Source organism: Timonella senegalensis JC301 (assembly GCF_000312125.1).
GTDB classification, from domain to species: Bacteria; Actinomycetota; Actinomycetes; order Actinomycetales; family Cellulomonadaceae; genus Timonella; species Timonella senegalensis.
In genome coordinates this window covers 191,402-209,637 of the sequence record NZ_HE978644.1, presented here as the reverse complement: position 1 = coordinate 209,637, position 18,236 = coordinate 191,402, and the positions used below count along the sequence as shown (strand labels likewise).

15 protein-coding genes, 1 tRNA gene, 1 pseudogene and 1 riboswitch are annotated in these 18,236 nt (G+C 62.1%); of the genes and pseudogenes, 6 read left to right on the top strand and 11 right to left on the bottom strand.

The window, feature by feature from the left end; genetic code table 11:
• The first annotated feature begins 19 nt into the window (after positions 1–19).
• From HGSM_RS14210 to mscL, 3 genes are all read left to right on the top strand, one after another.
• A complete protein-coding gene (locus HGSM_RS14210; protein WP_040595136.1) occupies positions 20–211 on the top strand; it encodes an FmdB family zinc ribbon protein in 192 nt (63 codons plus the stop codon).
• A 239-nt stretch (positions 212–450) separates the two neighbouring features.
• On the top strand, positions 451–1,191 hold the full coding sequence (locus HGSM_RS11655) for an SAF domain-containing protein (protein WP_154646339.1): 741 nt from the start codon (positions 451–453) through the stop codon (positions 1,189–1,191).
• Positions 1,192–1,236: 45 nt separating this feature from the next.
• The gene (gene mscL / locus HGSM_RS11650; RefSeq protein ID WP_019148947.1) at positions 1,237–1,638 is read left to right on the top strand and encodes a large conductance mechanosensitive channel protein MscL; all 402 of its coding nucleotides are present in this window, start codon (positions 1,237–1,239) and stop codon (positions 1,636–1,638) included.
• A 138-nt stretch (positions 1,639–1,776) separates the two neighbouring features.
• Here the strand turns inward: mscL and HGSM_RS11645 are convergent, their stop codons facing one another.
• From HGSM_RS11645 to HGSM_RS11630, 4 genes are all read right to left on the bottom strand, one after another.
• Positions 1,777–2,070 carry a hypothetical protein gene (locus HGSM_RS11645; protein ID WP_019148946.1) on the bottom strand — a complete coding sequence of 98 codons (294 nt, stop codon included), beginning with the start codon at positions 2,068–2,070 and terminating at the stop codon, positions 1,777–1,779.
• A complete protein-coding gene (locus HGSM_RS14875; RefSeq protein WP_019148945.1) occupies positions 2,060–6,619 on the bottom strand; it encodes a hypothetical protein in 4,560 nt (1,519 codons plus the stop codon). Before HGSM_RS14875 ends, HGSM_RS11645 begins: the two co-directional genes overlap by 11 nt.
• A gap of 810 nt (positions 6,620–7,429) precedes the next feature.
• Positions 7,430–7,502 (bottom strand) — tRNA-Arg (locus HGSM_RS11635).
• 66 nt (positions 7,503–7,568) lie between these two features.
• A complete protein-coding gene (locus HGSM_RS11630; RefSeq protein WP_019148943.1) occupies positions 7,569–8,138 on the bottom strand; it encodes a hypothetical protein in 570 nt (189 codons plus the stop codon).
• Between the two features lie 154 nt (positions 8,139–8,292).
• On the opposite strand from HGSM_RS11630, the gene HGSM_RS11625 reads away from it, so the two are divergent.
• Complete coding sequence (locus tag HGSM_RS11625; protein ID WP_019148942.1) at positions 8,293–8,736, top strand: OsmC family protein; 444 nt, start codon at positions 8,293–8,295, stop codon at positions 8,734–8,736.
• A gap of 192 nt (positions 8,737–8,928) precedes the next feature.
• Here HGSM_RS11625 and HGSM_RS14485 read toward each other — a convergent pair whose 3' ends face one another.
• Positions 8,929–9,093 (bottom strand): hypothetical protein, encoded by a 165-nt coding sequence (locus tag HGSM_RS14485; protein ID WP_154646338.1) that lies wholly within the window; start codon positions 9,091–9,093, stop codon positions 8,929–8,931.
• A gap of 542 nt (positions 9,094–9,635) precedes the next feature.
• Between HGSM_RS14485 and HGSM_RS11620 the strand changes: the two genes are divergently transcribed.
• Positions 9,636–10,382 (top strand): hypothetical protein, encoded by a 747-nt coding sequence (locus HGSM_RS11620; protein ID WP_051009884.1) that lies wholly within the window; start codon positions 9,636–9,638, stop codon positions 10,380–10,382.
• Positions 10,383–10,486: 104 nt separating this feature from the next.
• Here HGSM_RS11620 and HGSM_RS11615 read toward each other — a convergent pair whose 3' ends face one another.
• The 3 genes from HGSM_RS11615 to HGSM_RS11605 form a co-directional block, all read right to left on the bottom strand.
• Positions 10,487–11,470: a universal stress protein gene (locus HGSM_RS11615; RefSeq protein WP_019148940.1), complete on the bottom strand. Its 984-nt coding sequence runs from the start codon at positions 11,468–11,470 to the stop codon at positions 10,487–10,489.
• A 207-nt stretch (positions 11,471–11,677) separates the two neighbouring features.
• Positions 11,678–12,472, bottom strand: a complete 795-nt coding sequence (locus tag HGSM_RS11610) for a C40 family peptidase (RefSeq protein WP_019148939.1) — start codon at positions 12,470–12,472, stop codon at positions 11,678–11,680.
• Positions 12,472–12,636: riboswitch (cyclic di-AMP (ydaO/yuaA leader) on the bottom strand. It overlaps the preceding gene by 1 nt.
• Before the next feature lie 183 nt (positions 12,637–12,819).
• A complete protein-coding gene (locus tag HGSM_RS11605) occupies positions 12,820–13,521 on the bottom strand; it encodes a metal-dependent transcriptional regulator (RefSeq protein WP_019148938.1) in 702 nt (233 codons plus the stop codon).
• 114 nt (positions 13,522–13,635) lie between these two features.
• On the opposite strand from HGSM_RS11605, the pseudogene serC reads away from it, so the two are divergent.
• Positions 13,636–14,764: pseudogene (serC, locus tag HGSM_RS11600) on the top strand (phosphoserine transaminase).
• 95 nt (positions 14,765–14,859) lie between these two features.
• Here serC and HGSM_RS11595 read toward each other — a convergent pair.
• The 3 genes from HGSM_RS11595 to manA all read right to left on the bottom strand — a co-directional run bounded on the left by HGSM_RS11595 (position 14,860) and on the right by manA (position 18,173).
• Positions 14,860–16,245: an MFS transporter gene (locus tag HGSM_RS11595; RefSeq protein WP_040595134.1), complete on the bottom strand. Its 1,386-nt coding sequence runs from the start codon at positions 16,243–16,245 to the stop codon at positions 14,860–14,862.
• Between the two features lie 2 nt (positions 16,246–16,247).
• Entirely contained in the window at positions 16,248–16,685 is a 438-nt protein-coding gene (locus HGSM_RS11590; RefSeq protein WP_019148935.1) for a MarR family winged helix-turn-helix transcriptional regulator, read from the bottom strand.
• Positions 16,686–16,889: 204 nt separating this feature from the next.
• Complete coding sequence (gene manA / locus HGSM_RS11585) at positions 16,890–18,173, bottom strand: mannose-6-phosphate isomerase, class I (RefSeq protein ID WP_230197543.1); 1,284 nt, start codon at positions 18,171–18,173, stop codon at positions 16,890–16,892.
• Positions 18,174–18,236 lie beyond the last annotated feature (63 nt).

The window sequence follows — 18,236 nt, the reverse complement described above, 5'->3', positions numbered from 1 at the left end:
CCAAGTAGAGGGAGAACTTGTGCCCACGTATTCATACCGTTGCACGGTCTGTGGCCACGCTTTCGATATTCACCAGTCGTTCTCTGAGTCCGCACTCACTGTGTGCCCCGAGTGTGACGGCCTCCTGCGTAAGGTCTTCTCCACTCCGGCAGTGACCTTCAAGGGTGCTGGTTTCTACCGCACAGACTCGGCGTCTAGCTCGTCTAAGTAGTCCGACCACATACGCCGCGTGGGCCCGTATTCCTTTGGAATACGGGCCCACGCGTTTTCCCCAGCCTTTACTGATTCACGACGATCCACTCTCGTAGCGCTTTCTTCCTCAGTCCGTAGTCGGTGCGTGGTGCAGGTGCCCCACCCTGAGGTATGCCCTTTTCCACATTTCCTTCCCGCGATCCAGACAGCAACCACCTTGGCACTCAGTTCCGTCGCTCGGCAGCCAGGTTTTCACACGTGAAACCCGGCTTCTCCCTGCAGACCCGCGTGAGGTTTGCGCTGTGGCGCTTCCGGCGCCCCGCTCTGCTTTTGGTGGTTGTCATCGTCATAGCAACAGGGGGTGCCACGGGCCAGTCCGCCGGCGGTGTAGGCGGGCTCGACACCGTGCTCGTGACCACAACGAAGATCTCCCCAGGGCGCGTGATCGGCGCTGACGACGTGGCCGCGGTTCCAGCAACGTGGGAAGTCCGGCTCGACCAGCCCGATTCGGCAGCGGAGTCCGGTCGGCCCACTGGGTTTTCCCCCGGGTCTTGGTTGGCGCGGGAACCTGCAGACGCCGTCGGGCTCATCGCCCTGGTCGACCTGGAGGAGGGCTCGCCCCTTCCACTCTCCGCCCTGACTGAGGGAGTGGGTGAGGGACTTGTCCCCACTGGCAAGGTCCTGACCTCCGTCAAAATTTCGAACCCTGAAATACTCGCCTTCGTGCGGAGGGGCAGTCTACTGAACCTGCTTTCACCTGCGGCTTCCTCGGGCGCAGAGTCGTCCAAACCCGTTGCCGAGCGCGCCTACGTGGTTCTCCCGCATGGGACTGACAAAGGTGAAATCGTGGACCAAAGTCAGTGGACACAGCCTTCTGCTGCCGAGAAAAACGGGGATGGGTCAAGTACGGTTCTAATTGCAGTATCGCCCCTCGAAGCGCAGAAACTGGCTCGCGCACGCGACTGGGATGGCACATTCATGGCGGCGATAGTCCACTAGTTCATGGACGCCCAGCGCCCATTTCACACAAGGAGCTTCCAGCCCATGAAATCGATCCTTGACGGATTCAAAGAATTTGTTCTACGCGGAAGCGTCATTGACCTCGCAGTCGGTGTGGTCATCGGTGGTGCATTCTCCAAGATCGTGACCTCGCTCGTAGACAACTTCATGAGCCCTCTCATCGCAACCGTTTTTGGCGAGCCCGACTTCTCCCAGGCTTTGATCCTCACGATCAACGGCGCGCAGTTCAAGTTTGGTGCGATCCTCACGGACATCATCTCGTTCCTCGCCATCGCAGCGGCCCTGTACTTCTGCATCGTCCTGCCGCTGAACAAGGTCCACGAGATGCGCAAGAGTGGCCAGATCGAGGAACCTGACGCACCTGCCGAGGACGTCCTCCTACTCCAGGAGATCCGCGACCTCCTCAAGGCGCAGCGCACCAACTGATTGGTATGCAGACTGGTCACGCAGTCCAGCGTTGATAGCGGCGAGGGCCGGAACACTGAGTGTTCCGGCCCTCGCCGCATCTAGCAGAGTGCGTGACAGGTACGTCGATCGCGCGATGGGCGGCATGCCCGGCTCGTCCTAGCGACGGCCCCAGTGTGGCGGCACGTCACGCAGTAACCGCTCGTCATTGCTGTTCGGGTCGCGCGGCCCGGTGCTGCTCGGGCGATTCGTCAGTTCGATCTCATCGTTGGTGACACCAAAGATGACCTCGCGCTCCTTGCCCTTGCGCACCACCCGCCTGTGCTTCTTGCGCACAGGGGCGGCAGTCTGCTCGGAGTACGCGCCCTCATCCGGGCGTTCGGTTGACCCCTCATCGGGTGTAGGCTCGGGCTCCAGGTGGGGTTCCTGGTGGTTGGCAGGTTCAGTGTCCAAGGGTCCGCCTAATCGCATGCGAGATCGCCGAGTCCACGCGGTGAGACCGGCGCTTGATTCCTAGCTCTTCACGAACCACAGCTGCGATCTCTTCTTCGTCACGTTGCACACCATCGGAGACAACCCACGCCACGAGTTCCTCGAGCTGGTTGTCACCGTAGGCGCTCATGGGCAGGCCAAACGGGACATCCGGTCGTGCGCCGCGCTCATCCTGCGCGAAGAGCGACGGCTGGGTTCCCCCGCCCGCCAGTACAATCGACGCGTCCTCGCGGAGCAGATCATCGTCCGACTGGGAGAGGTCCGCACCCTGCTCGGCGAGAAGCACGCTCTGCGTGACGTCGCTCGTAATCACGGGGAGCGTGCCGGTCGCCGCGATGTTGGCCACATTGCGCTGCGCCTCAACGCGGAATACCGCCTCCCGTACCTTGTTCGCCTGTGCCTCTGGGTCGAGGAACAAGGCTACAGACCACAGGGTTACAACATTCCAGCCGAGCTTCTCAAGCCGTTCCGCCCGGTGGCGGTCACGGGCGCGGAGTGAAGGCTGGTTGACGTAGGCCAGGTCGTCGGTCAGGACTGCAACGAAGTACTCACCCGGGTAGTCCGGGTGACCAGCAACCAGCGGAATGCGCTCCGAACCCTCGAACCCGTAGTTCGTCTCCACGGATAGCCCGAACTTCCACAGCCTATCCGCGAGATCTACGAGCAGACGATCTGGCTCGGTTCCCGTCGCGTGGGTTGCATCGGTCTCGTCAGACACAACGTCGGTGGACTCGCCCTCTGCGTCGTTCGCGTGGGAGACCGCCGAGTACGTGTCATCGGGCGCGATGACCTCGCTTGTTTCGGCCTGTGGCATGCCAGGCTGTGCGTCCGCTGGCGCCCCATCCGACGCTCCGCCCTCGAGGGTGTTCTCCCCCACCAACTCGGGTGCAGAAGAAGGCGAGGTGGCGGACTGGGCCGCACTATCGTCGGAAATCTGTTCCTGCGCCACAGGCGCAGACTCGACCTGACCGGTCAAAATGCCCGTGAGTGCACGAGCCGCCTCAGCGGCGCTCTTCTCCTGCGGGGCAGGGATCGGGTCACCGGGACCTCCCGCAGCAAAGTCGAGGAGCGAGCCAAGCATGCGAGCCCCCTCGGACCGGAGGCGCTGGACGTCCAAATCATCCGCGCCAAAGCACGCAACAAGCGTGAGGCGACGGCGCGTTACACCCAGGGCGTTGAGCAGGAGCGAGGAGCCGTGCGGCTCGGAGATATCGCCGAACCGATGAAGCGTGCGCCCGTGCGGGGTGCGGCCAAAGCCCAGCGAGAAGATGACGGCATCGCGGTTGAGGCCGGCAACGCCGCGCAAGTCTGAGATGACCACGGGCTCGATCCGGCGCGGGTCAAAGAACGCGTGCAGCGCGTGGTTGTCGCGCACCTGAACCAAGATCGCCTCACGGATACGGTCGGCGTGGAGCTGGGAGCCCGCGATGATCGCGAGCGACTCGTCCGGGTGGTCAAGCGCGTGTGTGATGGCAAGGTCGACCACACGGTCGGTCTCGACCTGCGTGGACAGAACCGCGCCTGTCACAGGGTCGGGCATGCCCGTTCCGTACACCTGCTCAAACGACACGCTGTTGGTGGCAGCAGGCAGCGGAATCGGCGCCAGCACGCCTGCGTAACCGTGCTTCATGAGGAAGCGTGTGAGACCCGCATCGCGGCGCAAAGCGTCACCGGCGAGGCCAACGTTGGGCAGGATCTCACTGAGCTGGGCAACAGCGCCACCCGCCGCGCAGCGAGGATCGCCAATGACAACGACCTGACGACCACGGGCGATCGCGGAGAGCAGAGACTCGACCGGAAGGTGCTGGACTGCGTCCAGGATCACGAGGTCCACGGTGCGGTGCGCAGGGAGCAGGTGCGGCACCATCGTGGGAGTCGCCACGATGCACGGGCGCAGTTTGCGCATGACATCGCCGTACTCCTCAAACGCGGCACGCACCGAGGTCAGCCGCTCCTCCAGAAGCATGCCAAAGAGGCCTTCACCCTGCTCGCGGAAGTTCTGCAGCACTGCCTGCGACTGGTTGATCGTAGCAACCTTGATGGGGAGCGCCAGCGAATCCACGTGCGACCTATCCAACTGGCGGAAGCGCGCGGCGTACTGCTCAAAGCTGGAGCCATCGATTCCCGCAAGGTACGGATCCGCAGCCAGGAGTTGCTCGAACACGGAAGCCCACCAAGCCAGGTCGAGCTCGGCATCCATGAGGATTGGATCGATCCGGCGGTGCGTGAAGTCCTTGAGTAGTTCGGCCAGACCAAGCTGCTTGAGCCCCCGAATGAGGCGTGTACGCTCGGGCAGGCTCACGAGCGCGGCGGAGTCGTCCCGCAGGCGCTTGAGACGCTCTTCGAGCTCGGTGATGTCGGAGTTCTCGAGGTCTCCACCAAGCGGAGTCGTAGCCAGCGCGGGTGAGAGTTCCCGCAGCGCAACTAGGACGTCCTCGTGGGTTCCCTCGATCTCGCCAAAGCCGCTTGGGAGCCGAGGCCAGCCGCCAGCGGGGCTGTGGAGCGCCCACACCTCGCGCTGCGCACGGATCTTGAGCAGCGCGGAGTGCAGGTCTTGCACACGCTGACCAGGACGCACCATGTCCTTGGCGCGCTTGACCAGCCGTCGGCGTTGAACAGTGGTCATCTCCACGCCGTGCTCGGCACGCCAGTGGCGGGTCGCGGTCGCCGCAACCAGATCATCTGCCGCACGCTCGAACACCATCGGCTGGAAGTCGTTGAGGGTGGTACGCATGCCAGCGAGCATCTCGAGCAGCTCGCCCCACTGCGCCGTGGTGGTGGGCGGGGTCAGGCCCGTCTCCTCGCTGACCCGCGCGATCTGCTTTCGCATCGTCGCGAGCGGTCCATCGAGGAGTTGGTTCACGCGCGCGAGAGCGGCCTGTGCCGCCTCGTCGCTCGCGAGGTCCGCGCCGAACCATGGGGTGCCCGCCGGGCGAAGGGTGAAGCCCTCGAGCTCGGCGATCCGGGCGAGATCTGCGCTGATTTGCTCTCGGCGTCCCGAGGCAACTCGAAGCAGCGTGTCTTGATCGAACCGCACCGAGGTGGATGGTGCGGGGCGTTCCGAAGTCAACCGTGCCAGCGCTTGGAGGGCATCGTAGGCGGAGATGTTCCACGGGGCCCGCGACTGGTGCATTCCATCGACCATGCGGCTCAGGTGGTCCCGAGTCTCCTTAAGCGCCGCCCTGTTGTCCGCGATAGAGCGCGTGTCCAGTGGTGTGTTCTCAAGCGTCATGGCGGAAAGCAGTCGCCGTGAGACGATCGTGCGCCAGTTCGGGCTCGGCACAACGTCGAGGAGCAGATCCTCGAGGCCCATCGAGCGGAGCCGAGAGGTGAGGTCAAGCGCGGCGCGCCTGTGGCCGGGAACGTAGAGGACGTTGCGGCCAATCGCCGCGGCCTCCGCAACAATGGCTGCGGCTACGCCCGTGGCGTCGGCACCAATCGGCGCGTCGATGAAGATGTGCGCACCGGTGGCCAAGGCGTCGAGTGCAGCACGGCCGGTGACGTCAAGGTCACCAACGCCGCGTTCCATGTTGGGGTCGTGATCACCCGTGGTCGTGGGCGGAAGCTCCACGGCGAGGCGCGCCGCGGCGCGCTCATCACCAGCGAGAGCAGCCACAATTTCGTGTCGTTCCAGCCCCACGTTCAGGTCGTCAAGGTCGTCCACGAGGGCCTGGCCCGGGTGGATGAACGTCCCCACCAGGAGCTTGTCTGACATGGAGAAATCGGGAAGCACGGCCTGCCCGAGCGAGTTAATGCGGTCAAGAGCCGTGGACGGGTCGAAGCCAGAGCCTGTGAACGCGCCGCGTGCGAGCGCGACGGGGTCGAGCAGCGCGCCGCGCGAGCGCAGTGCCCGGGCAAGGACAGGGTTGACCTCTGCGCTGGGCTCAAGGCTCAGTTCGAAGTCTGTGTCCTGGCCGCGCGAGCCAATTGAGATTGGACGCAGCAAGACCGGAGCCTTAACCACGCGGGACTTTGCCGCGCCGCCGCTGGCTCCCTCTGCGCCCGATACCTGGCCGTGTGGGTTCGGGGTCCCCGTGGCGCGGGCAAGAGCGGCAACATCGTTAACCGTTGCGTCAGGTAGGTCGTCCTCGGTCCACGTGGCGACGCCGATGGCGAGGTAGGTCGGAGCAATGCCAAAGCGTTCGGACTGGTCCTGTGAGCGCTGCGCGACTGCACGCGTGCGGCGGCGCGCGACGGGCAAGGAGGCCGGCTCCCGGAAGATGTTAGTGAGCTTGGTGGGACGTCCGGCAAAGAGCTGCGCGATGCCCGAAGGGTGCGCCGCGGTCAGATCAAGAACCGCGTCCCCGAGGAGAGATACGTCCGCCAGAGAGGAGTCGCCCGCAAGCGAGACAAGGGTACGGCGCCAGTCCATGACTGCGTCGGCGACGAGCTCAGCCGAAGTGCGTGGGCGTGCAAGGGTCGGCCCGGCCGGCTTCACGGCGTGCTGTTCGCCCGGCGCGGTGGCCTTGGGGTCGAGAGCGTTCCCGCCACTCACCGCAGGGGCGTTCATGCCTGCCCTTGCAGTTGAGGATGTGCTGTTCGGTGCGTCCACCATCTCGCGCGTCCCTTTCATCGTGCTGTGCCCGCTCAGCGTGCGTGGAGAACTCCCCCTTGCCAACTGAGCACATAGAAAATCCGATTTTCACGTTATCCGCGATAGGGCGGAGAATCACTCTGCCGCGCCGAGTTTTCTGCAACTTCTCGCGGTTTCTGGCGGTTTTTCACATGCCGCAGGCCACGCTCAGGCGCGGGTTTGTTCCGCACTGTGCATCGTTGCAGGCCAGGACCACCGAACCTGTCTGGGCTCGCGTACGGACGCAGACTGCGCGCAGGAGAAAGGGCCCGAGACCACAGGGAGGTACTCGCCTGATTGCGGGCATAAAAAGATCAGTGCGAGCCGCGCAGGGGGCAGGCGGCTCGCACTGACACTCAAAATACTGCCCGAGCGGTAGGTATTCGTCAATCGGCAGTTTTTGCACCGTCATGCATATTCATGCGAAAAATCCACTGACCTGCGAAAACTAAAGATGCTCTGGGAGTCGCTGTGCTGGACGCCACAGGTGGGCAGTTCTCCCCATTCAAGCGCTTTACCTGCGTAGATATAGCGAACTGGGCGTAACCTACGCGGTTCACAGCCGCAAAGTAATGTTCACCCGCTCGAGGAATTCCCGGATTCCTGAGTGGTTTTCCACCGTTCCACAGCCCATTGGAACATGCGGCGGATCCGCCCGCTCGACCGATCCCCGTACCATCCCTCCCAGCCTTGCGTGCAGACAACAAAACCGCAGCCTCACAAGCGTGAGACTGCGGCTTCTTGTTGTGCGCTCGGGCAGATTCGAACTGCCGACACCCGCTTTAGGAGAGCGGTGCTCTATCCCCTGAGCTACGAACGCCTGGTCGAGGACCACACCTAGAATACCGCCCTAAGGGGCGCCACCCAAAACCGGAGCAACCTGGTACTAGTAACCCCACATGTCGATCCGCACAATGCTCTTGCCATCGTCAGAGAGCGTGAGCTCTCCCTGCAGCGCAGATTCGATTCGCTCTGGGGATACAGCCGTGGACCTGAGCAGCACGAAGGGCTGGTCGATGTTCACTAATGCCTTAGCTTCGTGGTTGAGCGAACGATAAATGTTTGCCGAGGCCCAAGAGTTGTCCGCAACTTTCAGTGTGATGCTACTATCAGGCTCGCCGTTCTCGTCGTAGCTGTGATACGCATAAATGCCTTCTTTGCTGTCCGCCAAGTTTTTGAGCGCTTGGTTGAACGATTCCAGTGCTCCCGCTGAAATAGTGACACCCGCAAGGTTTGTTGGCAGAGTTCCGGAGATAGGTTCCTGCGCGATGGCCTGTTCAACGAGCGGGCGCGCCTCCTTCATGAACGACTCTCCGAGGGTCTCGGCGTCCTGCTCAGAAATAACGGCGTTGAGTCTGCGTTCCGGGTTCTTGTCCCAAAAGTAGAGGTATCCAAGGACAGCAACGGCAACCCAGAGGACGAGGAGACCGATTGCTTGGAGGCGGCGAGAAGTCATAGTTGCTACCTTGCCCCAGATCCATTCCAAATTCGTCCGACTCGAGGTGGATTCACAAGTGAATGTTCTCCACCCCGCCGGGGCACCGGCTTAACACGCATTCGCATGTCGAACCTTCACCGCCTGCGCAGTTGCGCCGTGAAATAATGGCTCCATGCCTCAAGAATTCCTTACCCCAGAAACCGCACCCGCCGATGCCCTGTGGGTTGAGCGCGTAGGCCCGAGGGAGTACGTGGGCCACAACGACCGCGGCGCTACCGTCAAGTTTGCGGGTGCCGGCGTTGAAGGCGCGTGGACGCCGGGCGAACTCCTCAAGGTTGCTGCGGCAGCCTGCTCCGGCCTTGTCACGGACCGTGCAATCGCGCGGCGCGTTGGGGAGGACTACCAAGGACAGGTTCAGGTCTCGGGCGTAAAGCACCAGGAGGAGAACCGGTACGAGTCCCTCGAAGAAAAGATCGTGGTGGACCTCTCGACTCTCGAGCCAGAGGCCCGTGAGAGGCTCCTAGGCCTCCTCGAGCGCACCGTTGACTCCCAGTGCACAGTTGGACGCACAATTGAGGCCGGCGCACCTATCACGCTCGTACTGCCTGAGGACTGACGCTTAGGCGCACAACGCTGGTAGACGAGCACCGCAGATGGCGGCACGATCCCACGGCCAGCGGTCTCCCTAACCGTCAGTACTCCTGACAGTAAGCACTCTGCACATACAGAGAGGGCCTGTGACGAGATTTCTCGTCACAGGCCCTCGTGCGCGTGCGCAGAGTCTTGAGTACTTCGCGTACTCACCACGCTAGCGAGCGTTGTTGACTCGGGTTGCACCACATTCGGTGCAACGACGAATCATGAATCCCTGGTTACGACCCAGTTCGCGGGTAGTTCCAGGCATCTCGCACCCATAGCGGTGCTCGATTCCGAATTCGTCGACCAGTACTGGTCGTTGCAGCAATACAGTCATGATTGCTCCTTTCTCATTGGTGTCCGCGGCGGCCAGTTAGGGCCTGCAGCGGTACGTATTTTGTTGTGTCGAGCGCGTTCCTTACTGCAACCATGCGGAATGGTTCGCGCTGGTGCGCGGTGCAGTTGGCGCTGCTCGGTGTGTTCTCTGGCGGTGGACGCAGAGTCGTACGGTGTTGTCTTGGGTGGCCCGTGGTTCGCTTCCACGCGAGGGGCTCACTTCAGCACTGTACGGTGTGCACGTTATCGGCGAGTGAATGGGCGGTTACTTGCCGTTGACATTTGTCGTGGTGTTTCCACTCGCTACGGCATCTTCCGACTGATCCCGTGGCGACTCCAGGTTTGCTGTGACTCGACTGTGGTCGGTCTCGAGCGATCCTAGCAACACTTCGTCCAACAACGTGGATGTTAACAATATTCCATAGTTACGCGTTTGACTAGTTTATTTGCGCGTTCGATGAAAATACTGCGAAGGCAGGAGCGCTTTTGCCGGGGCACGTGTAGTCTCGCAGTGGCATGTATTCGCGACGAATGGGAGCAATCATGACGTCGTCCCTCAAATCTTTGTCCCCTCAGGCGCTGCTCGACTCGGCGCTCCGCAAGGCGACGACCATCCCCTCCGCCACAATCAAGGCGCACGTCGACTCGTTGCGCCGCAAGAACCCCACCGCTACGCCCGAGCAGATCGTGGACATTCTGTCCTCCGAGTTCAAGCTGTTCTTGCAGGGTTCGGGTGGTGCTGTTGGCGCGTCTGCAGCTCTTCCGGGCGTGGGCACCACCACGGCGCTCGTTCTGACAAGCGCGGACCTCGCAGCCTTCTTCGCCGCCGCTTCCGCCTACTCCCTCGCCGTTGCCGAGGTGCATGGCCTGGAAACCCAGGATGTCGAGCGGCGCACAGCGCTCCTGCTCGCCTCAGTTCTGGGTGACTCGGGCGCCAAGACTGTGGCTTCCCTGGGCGCGCGGCCAAGTGCCGCATGGGGCAAGACCCTGCTGACCGCGATGCCGAAGTCCACGATCAAACAGGTCAACTCGGTGCTGTCCTCCCGGTTCATCAAGCGTCAGCTGGTCAAGCACGGCGGCGTTGCTATGGGCCGTGTGATCCCGTTTGGCATCGGCGCGGTCGTGGGAATTGTGGGTGGCCGAGCCCTCGCCCACACCGTCATTCACCAGACCACGCGCGCCTTTGGCGCCGCTCCAGCCTCGTTTGCGTCGCCTCTGACGTCCGTGATTGAGTCCCAACCCATTTCCGACGATTCCCCGGACATTCCGCCGCAGGTTGCGGACCGCTAAGAGTCAGTTGAGCACAAGCGGGTGGCCCGCCTCGAGGAGGCGGGCCACCCGCTTGCTTTTGACCTGAGTGTTGCCTTTCGAGCTTACGAAGGAGCTCTCAAGTGCTATTTGTCGTTGGACTTGGGTGCTGAGCCCTTGTCGCCATACTCGCCGTCTGCGGCTTCTCGAATGAAGTCCCTGCCGCCCTCGCACTTCTTGTTCACCACGAGCACGGGGCACTTGGAGTGGTGCAAGACGGCTTGGCTAGTGGAGCCGAGGAGAAGTCCGGCGAACCCGCCGCGTCCTCTCGAGCCCACGACCAGCAGATCGGCGGCCTGGCTGAACTCAGTGAGGAGTTCCGCGCCTGTGCCGTCGAGAACCATGCGGCGAATCTTGAGCCCGGGGTTCTCTTCCTCGACCGCGTCAATGATCATGTCGAGCCCAATAGCCACATCCTTGAGCACTTGTTCGTGATCGATCGTGGAGGGTAGCCACGACAAGACACCGGATCCGCTGGTCACCGGAACACCGGCGACTGCAACGATCTCGGCGCCCCAGATCTGTGCGTACCGTACGGCGGTGTGCAGAGCGCCCTGGGCGGACGATGAGCCATCTACACCCACGATGACCCTGCCAACGGGTTTGATCTCGGGCAGCGGCTGGTTGTCTTTGAGTCCACGCCCAGGCACCACAACAACAGGGCACTTGGCATGGGCGGGAAGTGCTGAGGACACCGTGCCGAGGAGTCGCTCCGTGAAGCCCGATCGTCCGCGCGTGCCCACAACCGCTAGGTGGTGGTCCTTGGACAACTCCACGAGGGCCCCTGCGGGGTCACCCGAGGCGATCTGGGCGTTGACGGGCACGCCTGCTTCCTTGACGCGCGCAGCCGCGTTCTCAAGGACGAGGCGGGCTCCCTCTTGGATAGTCGAGTCGTCCAAAGCTGCATAACCTCCGTCGAGTGAGGCGGCAGCAAAGGTTGGCAGCGAGTAGGAGCAGGCGAGCGTTATTCGCGATTCGTTTCTCTTGGCCAGAGCAATTGCCCAGTCGAGGGCGTGGAGTGAGGCTAGCGAGCCGTCAACGCCGACGAGGATGGAGTGTTGTTCCGTCATGACTTCCTCCTTGAGTGCTGCATTTTGCAATGCACTAGGAAAACCCTTACTGAAACCTTACCCTGTTCCAGACCGTTTTGTGACCCCGCTTACTGTGTGAACGCTTTCCGTCCACTCGCAGGCCATCGACCATTTCTGCCATGAACTGGGCAACAAAAAGGAGAGCGCCCCCGAGGGGACGCTCTCCAAGAAAGTCTGTTCTACGAATCAGCCAACACGGATGAAGGTTGGGTTGGACTGCCAGATGTTGCGGAACTGGATCGTCTTGCCTGGACGAGGTGCGTCGATCTGCTGGTTTCCGCCTGCGTAGATTGCAATGTGGCCTGGAGTCCAGATGAGGTCACCTGGCTTAGCCTCGGAGCGGGAAACTACGGTTCCTGCGTAACGCTGTGCACTCGAGGAGCGTGGAAGCGATACACCGAGCTGTGCGTAAACGTACGAGGTGAATCCAGAGCAGTCGAATCCGCTTGGAGTCGATCCGCCGTAGACGTACGGAACACCGACGTAGCGGGAAGCAATCTCAAGAACTGCGTTTCCGTTCACCGATGATGGGACCGCTGCCTGCGGCTTCGCAGCTGTTGCTGTCGATCCGCCACCGTTTGACGTCAGTGGAGCGCGCTCGGAGGTGCGGGAAGCCGCAACAGGGAGTTCGCGTACTACAGGCTTTGGAGCTGGGGTGACCTTGATCTTGCCGGATTCCTTGGCCCACTCTGCGTTGGCGGAGATGGTCAGGACGGCATTAGCGGTCAGTGGGGAGCGGGAGTTCGAGTCCGTAGCGGTGAACGCTGCGGCGTCGATCTTTCCAGCCGAGGTAGGAAGTTCATCAGCGGATGCTGGGGCGACGCCAGCAATACCAACAACAAGGCCCGAGGACAGTGCAACGACTGCGGAGCGACGGCCCGCAAGTGCAACGTTCGAGGTTGCTGAGGTTGCCATCGAGGCAAGAGGTGCTAGCGCACTACGCTGCTCGCGGTGGCGCGCACGGTAAACGGCATTAGACACAGTTTTCTCCATACGCCGGCGAAGTAAGCTGTCGGGTTCGAGTGGAGAGTGTACTCGGCCCCTCATAGCGTGAGCTATCGAAGGACTTCACCCCAAGGTTGACCTTACAACCAAAGGTGGTTCCCCCGCCCCTGTCATTCTTTCGGTCCAGGCTTCACACAGTGACAGGGTTTGGCGTTCTGTGTGAACACTTCCTTGAATACATTGTCTCAGGGAAGCAATGTCACTCTACAGGCTGATGCCGTGACTGTCACCCCTCAGGGGCCGCGTTTTGGGACTCGAGAGTGGATTGGAGTCCCCACGCATCACGGGCTTTTCGCGTTCCCGCTAGTAGACGGGCCGCAAATCTACTTGGCCACGAAAATGTGGCGTGTTACCTCTTCGGGCAAGTCGAGCACAATCTCGGCACCCGGGCGAGACACCGAGACGGTCGTGGGGTCTAGAGCGCTTACTTCAAGCTCCACCCCTGGCATGACGCCGCCCTCGGCCAAACGTGCCAAAAGTTCGATGTCAGTTTGGAGAGGCTCGCCGAGTCGCTCCACTCGCACCGTGCGCACGTCAGTACCCAATTCCGAACCCACGACCTGGAGGCATTCAACGCCGTCGAGAAACTCAACGGCTTCCTGCTCGCCCCCAATCTCGGTGAGGCCGGGAATCGGGTTTCCATATGGGGAGGCAGTGGGGTGGTTGAGCAAAGTGAGAATACGCTTTTCCACGCGGTCGCTCATGACGTGCTCCCACCGGCAGGCCTCGTCGTGGACGAATTCCCAGTCGAGCCCAATGACATCGGTCAGGAGACGCTCGGCAAGGCGGTGCTTACGCATGACCCTCATTGCCTTGGCCTGGCCCTCATGTGTGAGCTCAAGGTGACGGTCACCGCTCACCACAAGAAGTCCGTCTCGTTCCATGCGTGCGACCGTCTGCGAAACCGTTGGACCCGAGTGCCCCAGCCGCTCTGCGATACGTGCGCGAAGGGGGACGATGCCTTCTTCCGCAAGCTCGTAGATGGTCCTCAAGTACATTTCAGTGGTGTCGATCAGATCGCTCACATCTGCCTCCAAAGCCAGGGTCGACGGTTCCGTACAAGCATGCCACGTCCCACCGACAAATTACATCGTGGGCACGCGCTCAGGAACGCCGGAATTACCGGTAAAATCACAACCGTGATTGATGCAACGCTCACCATCCCCAAAAACATCCTCCCTATCGACGGACGCTTCGGTTCAGGCCCAGCCAAGGTCCGCTCCGAACAGATCGACGCACTTGCATCGCGGGCGCGAGCTGCTTGGCACGTCTCACCGCAAGGCACCCGTCAAGAACCTCGTCAAGGAGGTCCAGGAGGGCATTGCTCAGTTCTTCTCGATCCCCGAGGGCTACGAGGTCGTCCTAGGCAACGGCGGATCCACCGCTTTCTGGGACGCAGCCGCCTTCTGCCTCGTTCGGGAACAGGCCGTCCACTCCGAGTTCGGTGAGTTTGGCGCCAAGTTTGCCAAGGCCACGGACAAAGCCCCGTTCCTGAGGCCTTCGGTGATCACACACCTTGCTCCGGGCACGGCCGGCATCCCTGAGTACGTCCCAGGCGCTGACCTCTACGCGTGGCCCCACAACGAAACCTCCACCGGTGCGATTGCCCCGGTCGAGCGCATTGAGGGATCTGAGGCTGACGGCGCGCTCATCGTCATCGACGCCACGTCGGGCGGGGGTGGCCTTGCAGTCGACATTGCAGAGACGGACGTCTACTACTTTGCCCCGCAGAAGTCGTTCTCCTCGGACGGCGGCCTGTGGATCGCGATCATGTCCCCCGCGGCCATCGCCCGCATCGAGGAGATCGCAGGCTCCGGTCGATGGATCCCTGACTTCCTCAACCTGCAGACAGCAGTAAAGAACTCACGCCTCAACCAGACGTACAACACCCCCGCCATCGCAACCCTGATCATGCTCGCCGAGCAACTCAACTGGATGAACGGGCAGGGTGGGCTTGCATGGGCAGCCGAGCGCACTGCAACCTCCGCAAGGCACCTGTACGAGTGGGCAGAGGCTACCGGCTACACAAGCCCATTCGTGGCCGACCCCGCGAGCCGCTCGCTGGTTGTTGGGACCATCGACTTCGACGACTCCGTGGACGCCTCCGCCGTCTCCGCGGTTCTCCGCGCTAACGGCGTTGTGGACGTTGACCCGTACCGCAGCCTCAACCGGAACCAGTTGCGCATCGCAATGTTCCCCTCGGTCGATCCCCAGGACGTACTGGCCCTGACCAAGGCAATCGACTACATCGTCGAAAATTCTAAGTAAATAGGAGGCGGCGCAGCCTCCGATCCCAACGCACAAGAGGCTGGGTCGTAGTTCAGTACAAATGAACTACGACCCAGCCTCTTGTGCGTGAGCGGTTAACTGGCCTGCTTGGAGTCCTGCATTCCCTGGACCTTCAACCGGTCCGCGACTTCCTTACGCTGCTTCTCGGTCAGCTCCTCGCCATCCTCAACGGTGGTCTTGGCCTTGACGGCACCAGACTCGTCGGCAACGTAGCTGATGGAGATTCGGGGCCTGTGCCACAGGTCGTAGTCGACCTGGTAGTTCCAGTGCTTCCGCGTCCACATCGCTGCCCACACTGCAACGATGATCGCCGTAATCGAGCCGATCCCGATGCTCCAGCGCGCACCCAACTGCTCACCAATCCAACCCACAAACGGGCTACCGATCGGGGTCGCTCCGGTGAACACGATGAGGTAGAGCGCCATGACGCGACCGCGCATCTCTGGTTCAACCGAGGTTTGGATTGCAGCGTTGGCCGCGGTCATGAGGGTAAGGGAGAAGAACCCCACAGGAATCGACATGAGCGCGTACAGCGGGTAGGTCGGCATGAGGGCGAGCAGTCCGGAGAAGATGCCAAAGGCAAATGCGGAGGTGACCACGAGGCGCACGCGCGGACGCTTGCGCCTAGCCGCCATGAGCGCACCCGTGAGCGATCCGATTGCAAGGATTGAACCGAGCAGCCCGTACTCCCCCGCCCCCTTGCCAAACACTGTTGTGGCCATGAGCGCCGAGGTGAGCTGGAAGTTGAGACCCAGAGTGGAAACCACGCACACCACGATCATGATGACCACGATGTCGCTGCGGTTGCGCACGTAGAGCACGCCCTCGCGGATCTGGCCCTTCTCCCTGGGCGCCTTGGGGTAAGAGCGCAGCTCGCCCACCCGCATGAAGGCCATCGCTGCGATCGTGGCAGCGAACGAGACTCCGTTAATTGCAAAGGCCCAGCCGGTGCCGACCCAGGCAATCAGCAGGCCCGCGATTCCAGGGCCTACGAGGCGGGCGGCGTTGAAGGACGCAGAGTTCAGGCCGACCGCATTGGCAAGTTTGTCGGCGGGGACCATCTGGGAGACAAATACCTGTCGCGCCGGGTTGTCGAACGCGGCGACACAACCGAGCAGGAATGCGAACACGTACACATGCCACAACTCCACGACCCCGGTCAGGGTCATGATTCCTAGCGCGAGGGCGAGGATACCCATGAGGCCCTGCGTGACCATGAGGAGCTTGCGCCGGTCCACGCGGTCCGCGATCACGCCAGCATACGTGGAGAGGAACAGGACCGGCAGGAACTGCAGGCCCGTTACGATTCCCACGGCTGTTCCGGAGTTGTCCGTCAGGTGGTTGAGCACGAGCCAGTCTTGGGCGACTCGCTGCATCCAGGTTCCAACATTTGCCACGAGAGCGGCGGCAAACCAGATCCTGTAGTTGAAGTATTTGAGAGATGCGAAAGTCTGACCCATAATCACTGCCCAGCTATGGACTTGATGATTTCACTCGCCTCAGCGAGTGTCGCACGGTCTTCGTGGCTCAGCTTGCTCAGCTTCTTGGTGAGCCACGCGTCGCGGCGGCGGCGCGTTTCCTTGATCTCGGCAAGACCCAGCGCGGTGAGTTCAACACGCACCTGGCGTTTGTCCTCATCGCTCCCGGTCTTCACCACGAATCCCATTTCCGTCAGCGCGTTGACGGTGCGGGTCATCGATGGTGGGCGCACCCCCTCGAGGTCCGCGAGGGCGCCAGGAGTCATGGGGCCGAACTTCTTGATTGCTGTCAGAACGATGAACTGGTGCTCGGGCAGATCCGCCTCGCCACGCTCCGACCGCAGTCTTCTGACCAGCCGGTTCGCCGCGACTCGGATCTCCCCGGCCACGTCCGCGGGCCTTAGGAGATTTGCTTGCGTCACCTAATTACTTTAACTCATTACCTAAAGTAATTAAATAGTGTAACGACTTGTCCTAGGCCACAATGTGGCGCCTGCGCACCATTTCACCCACTGATTAACGACGATCGGGGCCGGACCCAGCAGCTGGATCCGACCCCGATCATTCAGTTCTCTAGCGCCCTTGCGCTCCGGCCACCGCGCCTGGGAGGTTCGAGGAGCACGCGGCTACGGCACGAACGCAACGACAGCCTCGCAGTCGCCGTGGAGGGCGATGTTACCCACACCGTGCGGGATGAACACCGACTGCCCCTGGTTGACCACGCCGAGCGAGCCCAGCGCAGAGGTGACGTGCACCAAACCGCTGAGCGCGACAAGAACGCGGGGGCCGTTGTGCGTGATGAGAGCGGAACCCGAGACACGTCCGTACAGGAGAGCGAACTCATCGATTCCGGGACGGTACTCCGTCAGCCCTCCGGTTCCCGTGCGGAGAGTCGGGCGCGATGCGGGCGCTGGGGCAAAGTCAGTGCAGTGCAGAAGCTCCGGGATGTCCACCCGCTTGGGCGTGAGACCTGCGCGCAAGACGTTGTCCGAACTCGCCATAACCTCGACACCGAGGCCGTGCAGGTAGGCATGGATCTGACCGGACTCGAGGTACACGGCTTGGCCGGGCTCCAGCGAGAAGCGGTTGAGCAGGAGGGAAACAAGCGCGCCCGGGTCGCTCGGGTAGCGCGCAAAGAGATCGAGGGCCGTGTAATGCCCACGCGAAACCCGCTCGCCCAAGGCTTCGCGCTCGGCCACGATCTTGGCTATCGAATCGCGCGTCTCCGAAAGCTCTGCCTCGCAGTTGGTGCCCCGCAGCGCAAGGGCCATCTCGAGCGCCGCACGGACACCCGTTGCATTCGGAGCGGACTGGAGTACCGCCCTCATGGAGCCAGCGGTCTCGCCGACGACCGAATCTAGTAGGTCGAGCACCCTGGCCGGGCGGCGGAAGCCCGCCAATCCCTCAAAAGGCGTCAGCGCGAGGATCATCTCGGGCTTGTGCTGGTCATCCCTGTAGTTTCGTTCCGGCGAGTGGATGTCCAGCCCGCTCGCGTTCTCGCGCGCAAACCCCGCGCGAGCAATGTGGGGCTTAGGGTGCACCTGCAGCGAAAGCGGCGCGTTGGCGGCCAAGATCTTCAGCAGATATGGAAGGCGCGGGCCGAAGGCCTCCTCAACGGCCTCCCCCAGCATGAACAGAGGGTCCGACTTAATGAGCGAGATCAGCGAGACGCCAGCAGAATCGTCGATAGTCTCAGAGGCGAGATGGAAGTCCCGCCACGTAGGGCCAACGAGTTCCAGCGACCGAGCGGAGCTCGGGGACAGTGGGTGCGCACCCAACCACAACTCAGCGCCGGGGCGCCCAGTCTCCTCCCAGCCAAACTTGGAAAAGATCGCCTCGCGCGAGCCCCAGTCATACTCATGCAGGGTATTCGAAAGCCGGTACATCGTTTGCCTAACCACGCGATCCATCCTACGTGAGCGAACTTCAACACGAGGGAGGTAAAGGTGAACCTCCGGTGCATTTGCGGCAAA

Excerpts from the sequence above, each read along its gene's own strand:
- mscL (WP_019148947.1), top strand. The coding sequence starts at position 1,237 with ATGAAATCGATCCTTGACGGATTCAAAGAATTTGTTCTACGCGGAAGC.
- HGSM_RS14875 (WP_019148945.1), bottom strand. The coding sequence starts at position 6,619 with ATGAACGCCCCTGCGGTGAGTGGCGGGAACGCTCTCGACCCCAAGGCC.
- HGSM_RS11630 (WP_019148943.1), bottom strand. The coding sequence starts at position 8,138 with ATGACTTCTCGCCGCCTCCAAGCAATCGGTCTCCTCGTCCTCTGGGTT.
- HGSM_RS11625 (WP_019148942.1), top strand. The coding sequence starts at position 8,293 with ATGCCTCAAGAATTCCTTACCCCAGAAACCGCACCCGCCGATGCCCTG.
- HGSM_RS14485 (WP_154646338.1), bottom strand. The coding sequence starts at position 9,093 with ATGACTGTATTGCTGCAACGACCAGTACTGGTCGACGAATTCGGAATC.
- HGSM_RS11620 (WP_051009884.1), top strand. The coding sequence starts at position 9,636 with ATGACGTCGTCCCTCAAATCTTTGTCCCCTCAGGCGCTGCTCGACTCG.
- HGSM_RS11615 (WP_019148940.1), bottom strand. The coding sequence starts at position 11,470 with ATGACGGAACAACACTCCATCCTCGTCGGCGTTGACGGCTCGCTAGCC.
- HGSM_RS11595 (WP_040595134.1), bottom strand. The coding sequence starts at position 16,245 with ATGGGTCAGACTTTCGCATCTCTCAAATACTTCAACTACAGGATCTGG.
- manA (WP_230197543.1), bottom strand. The coding sequence starts at position 18,173 with ATGGATCGCGTGGTTAGGCAAACGATGTACCGGCTTTCGAATACCCTG.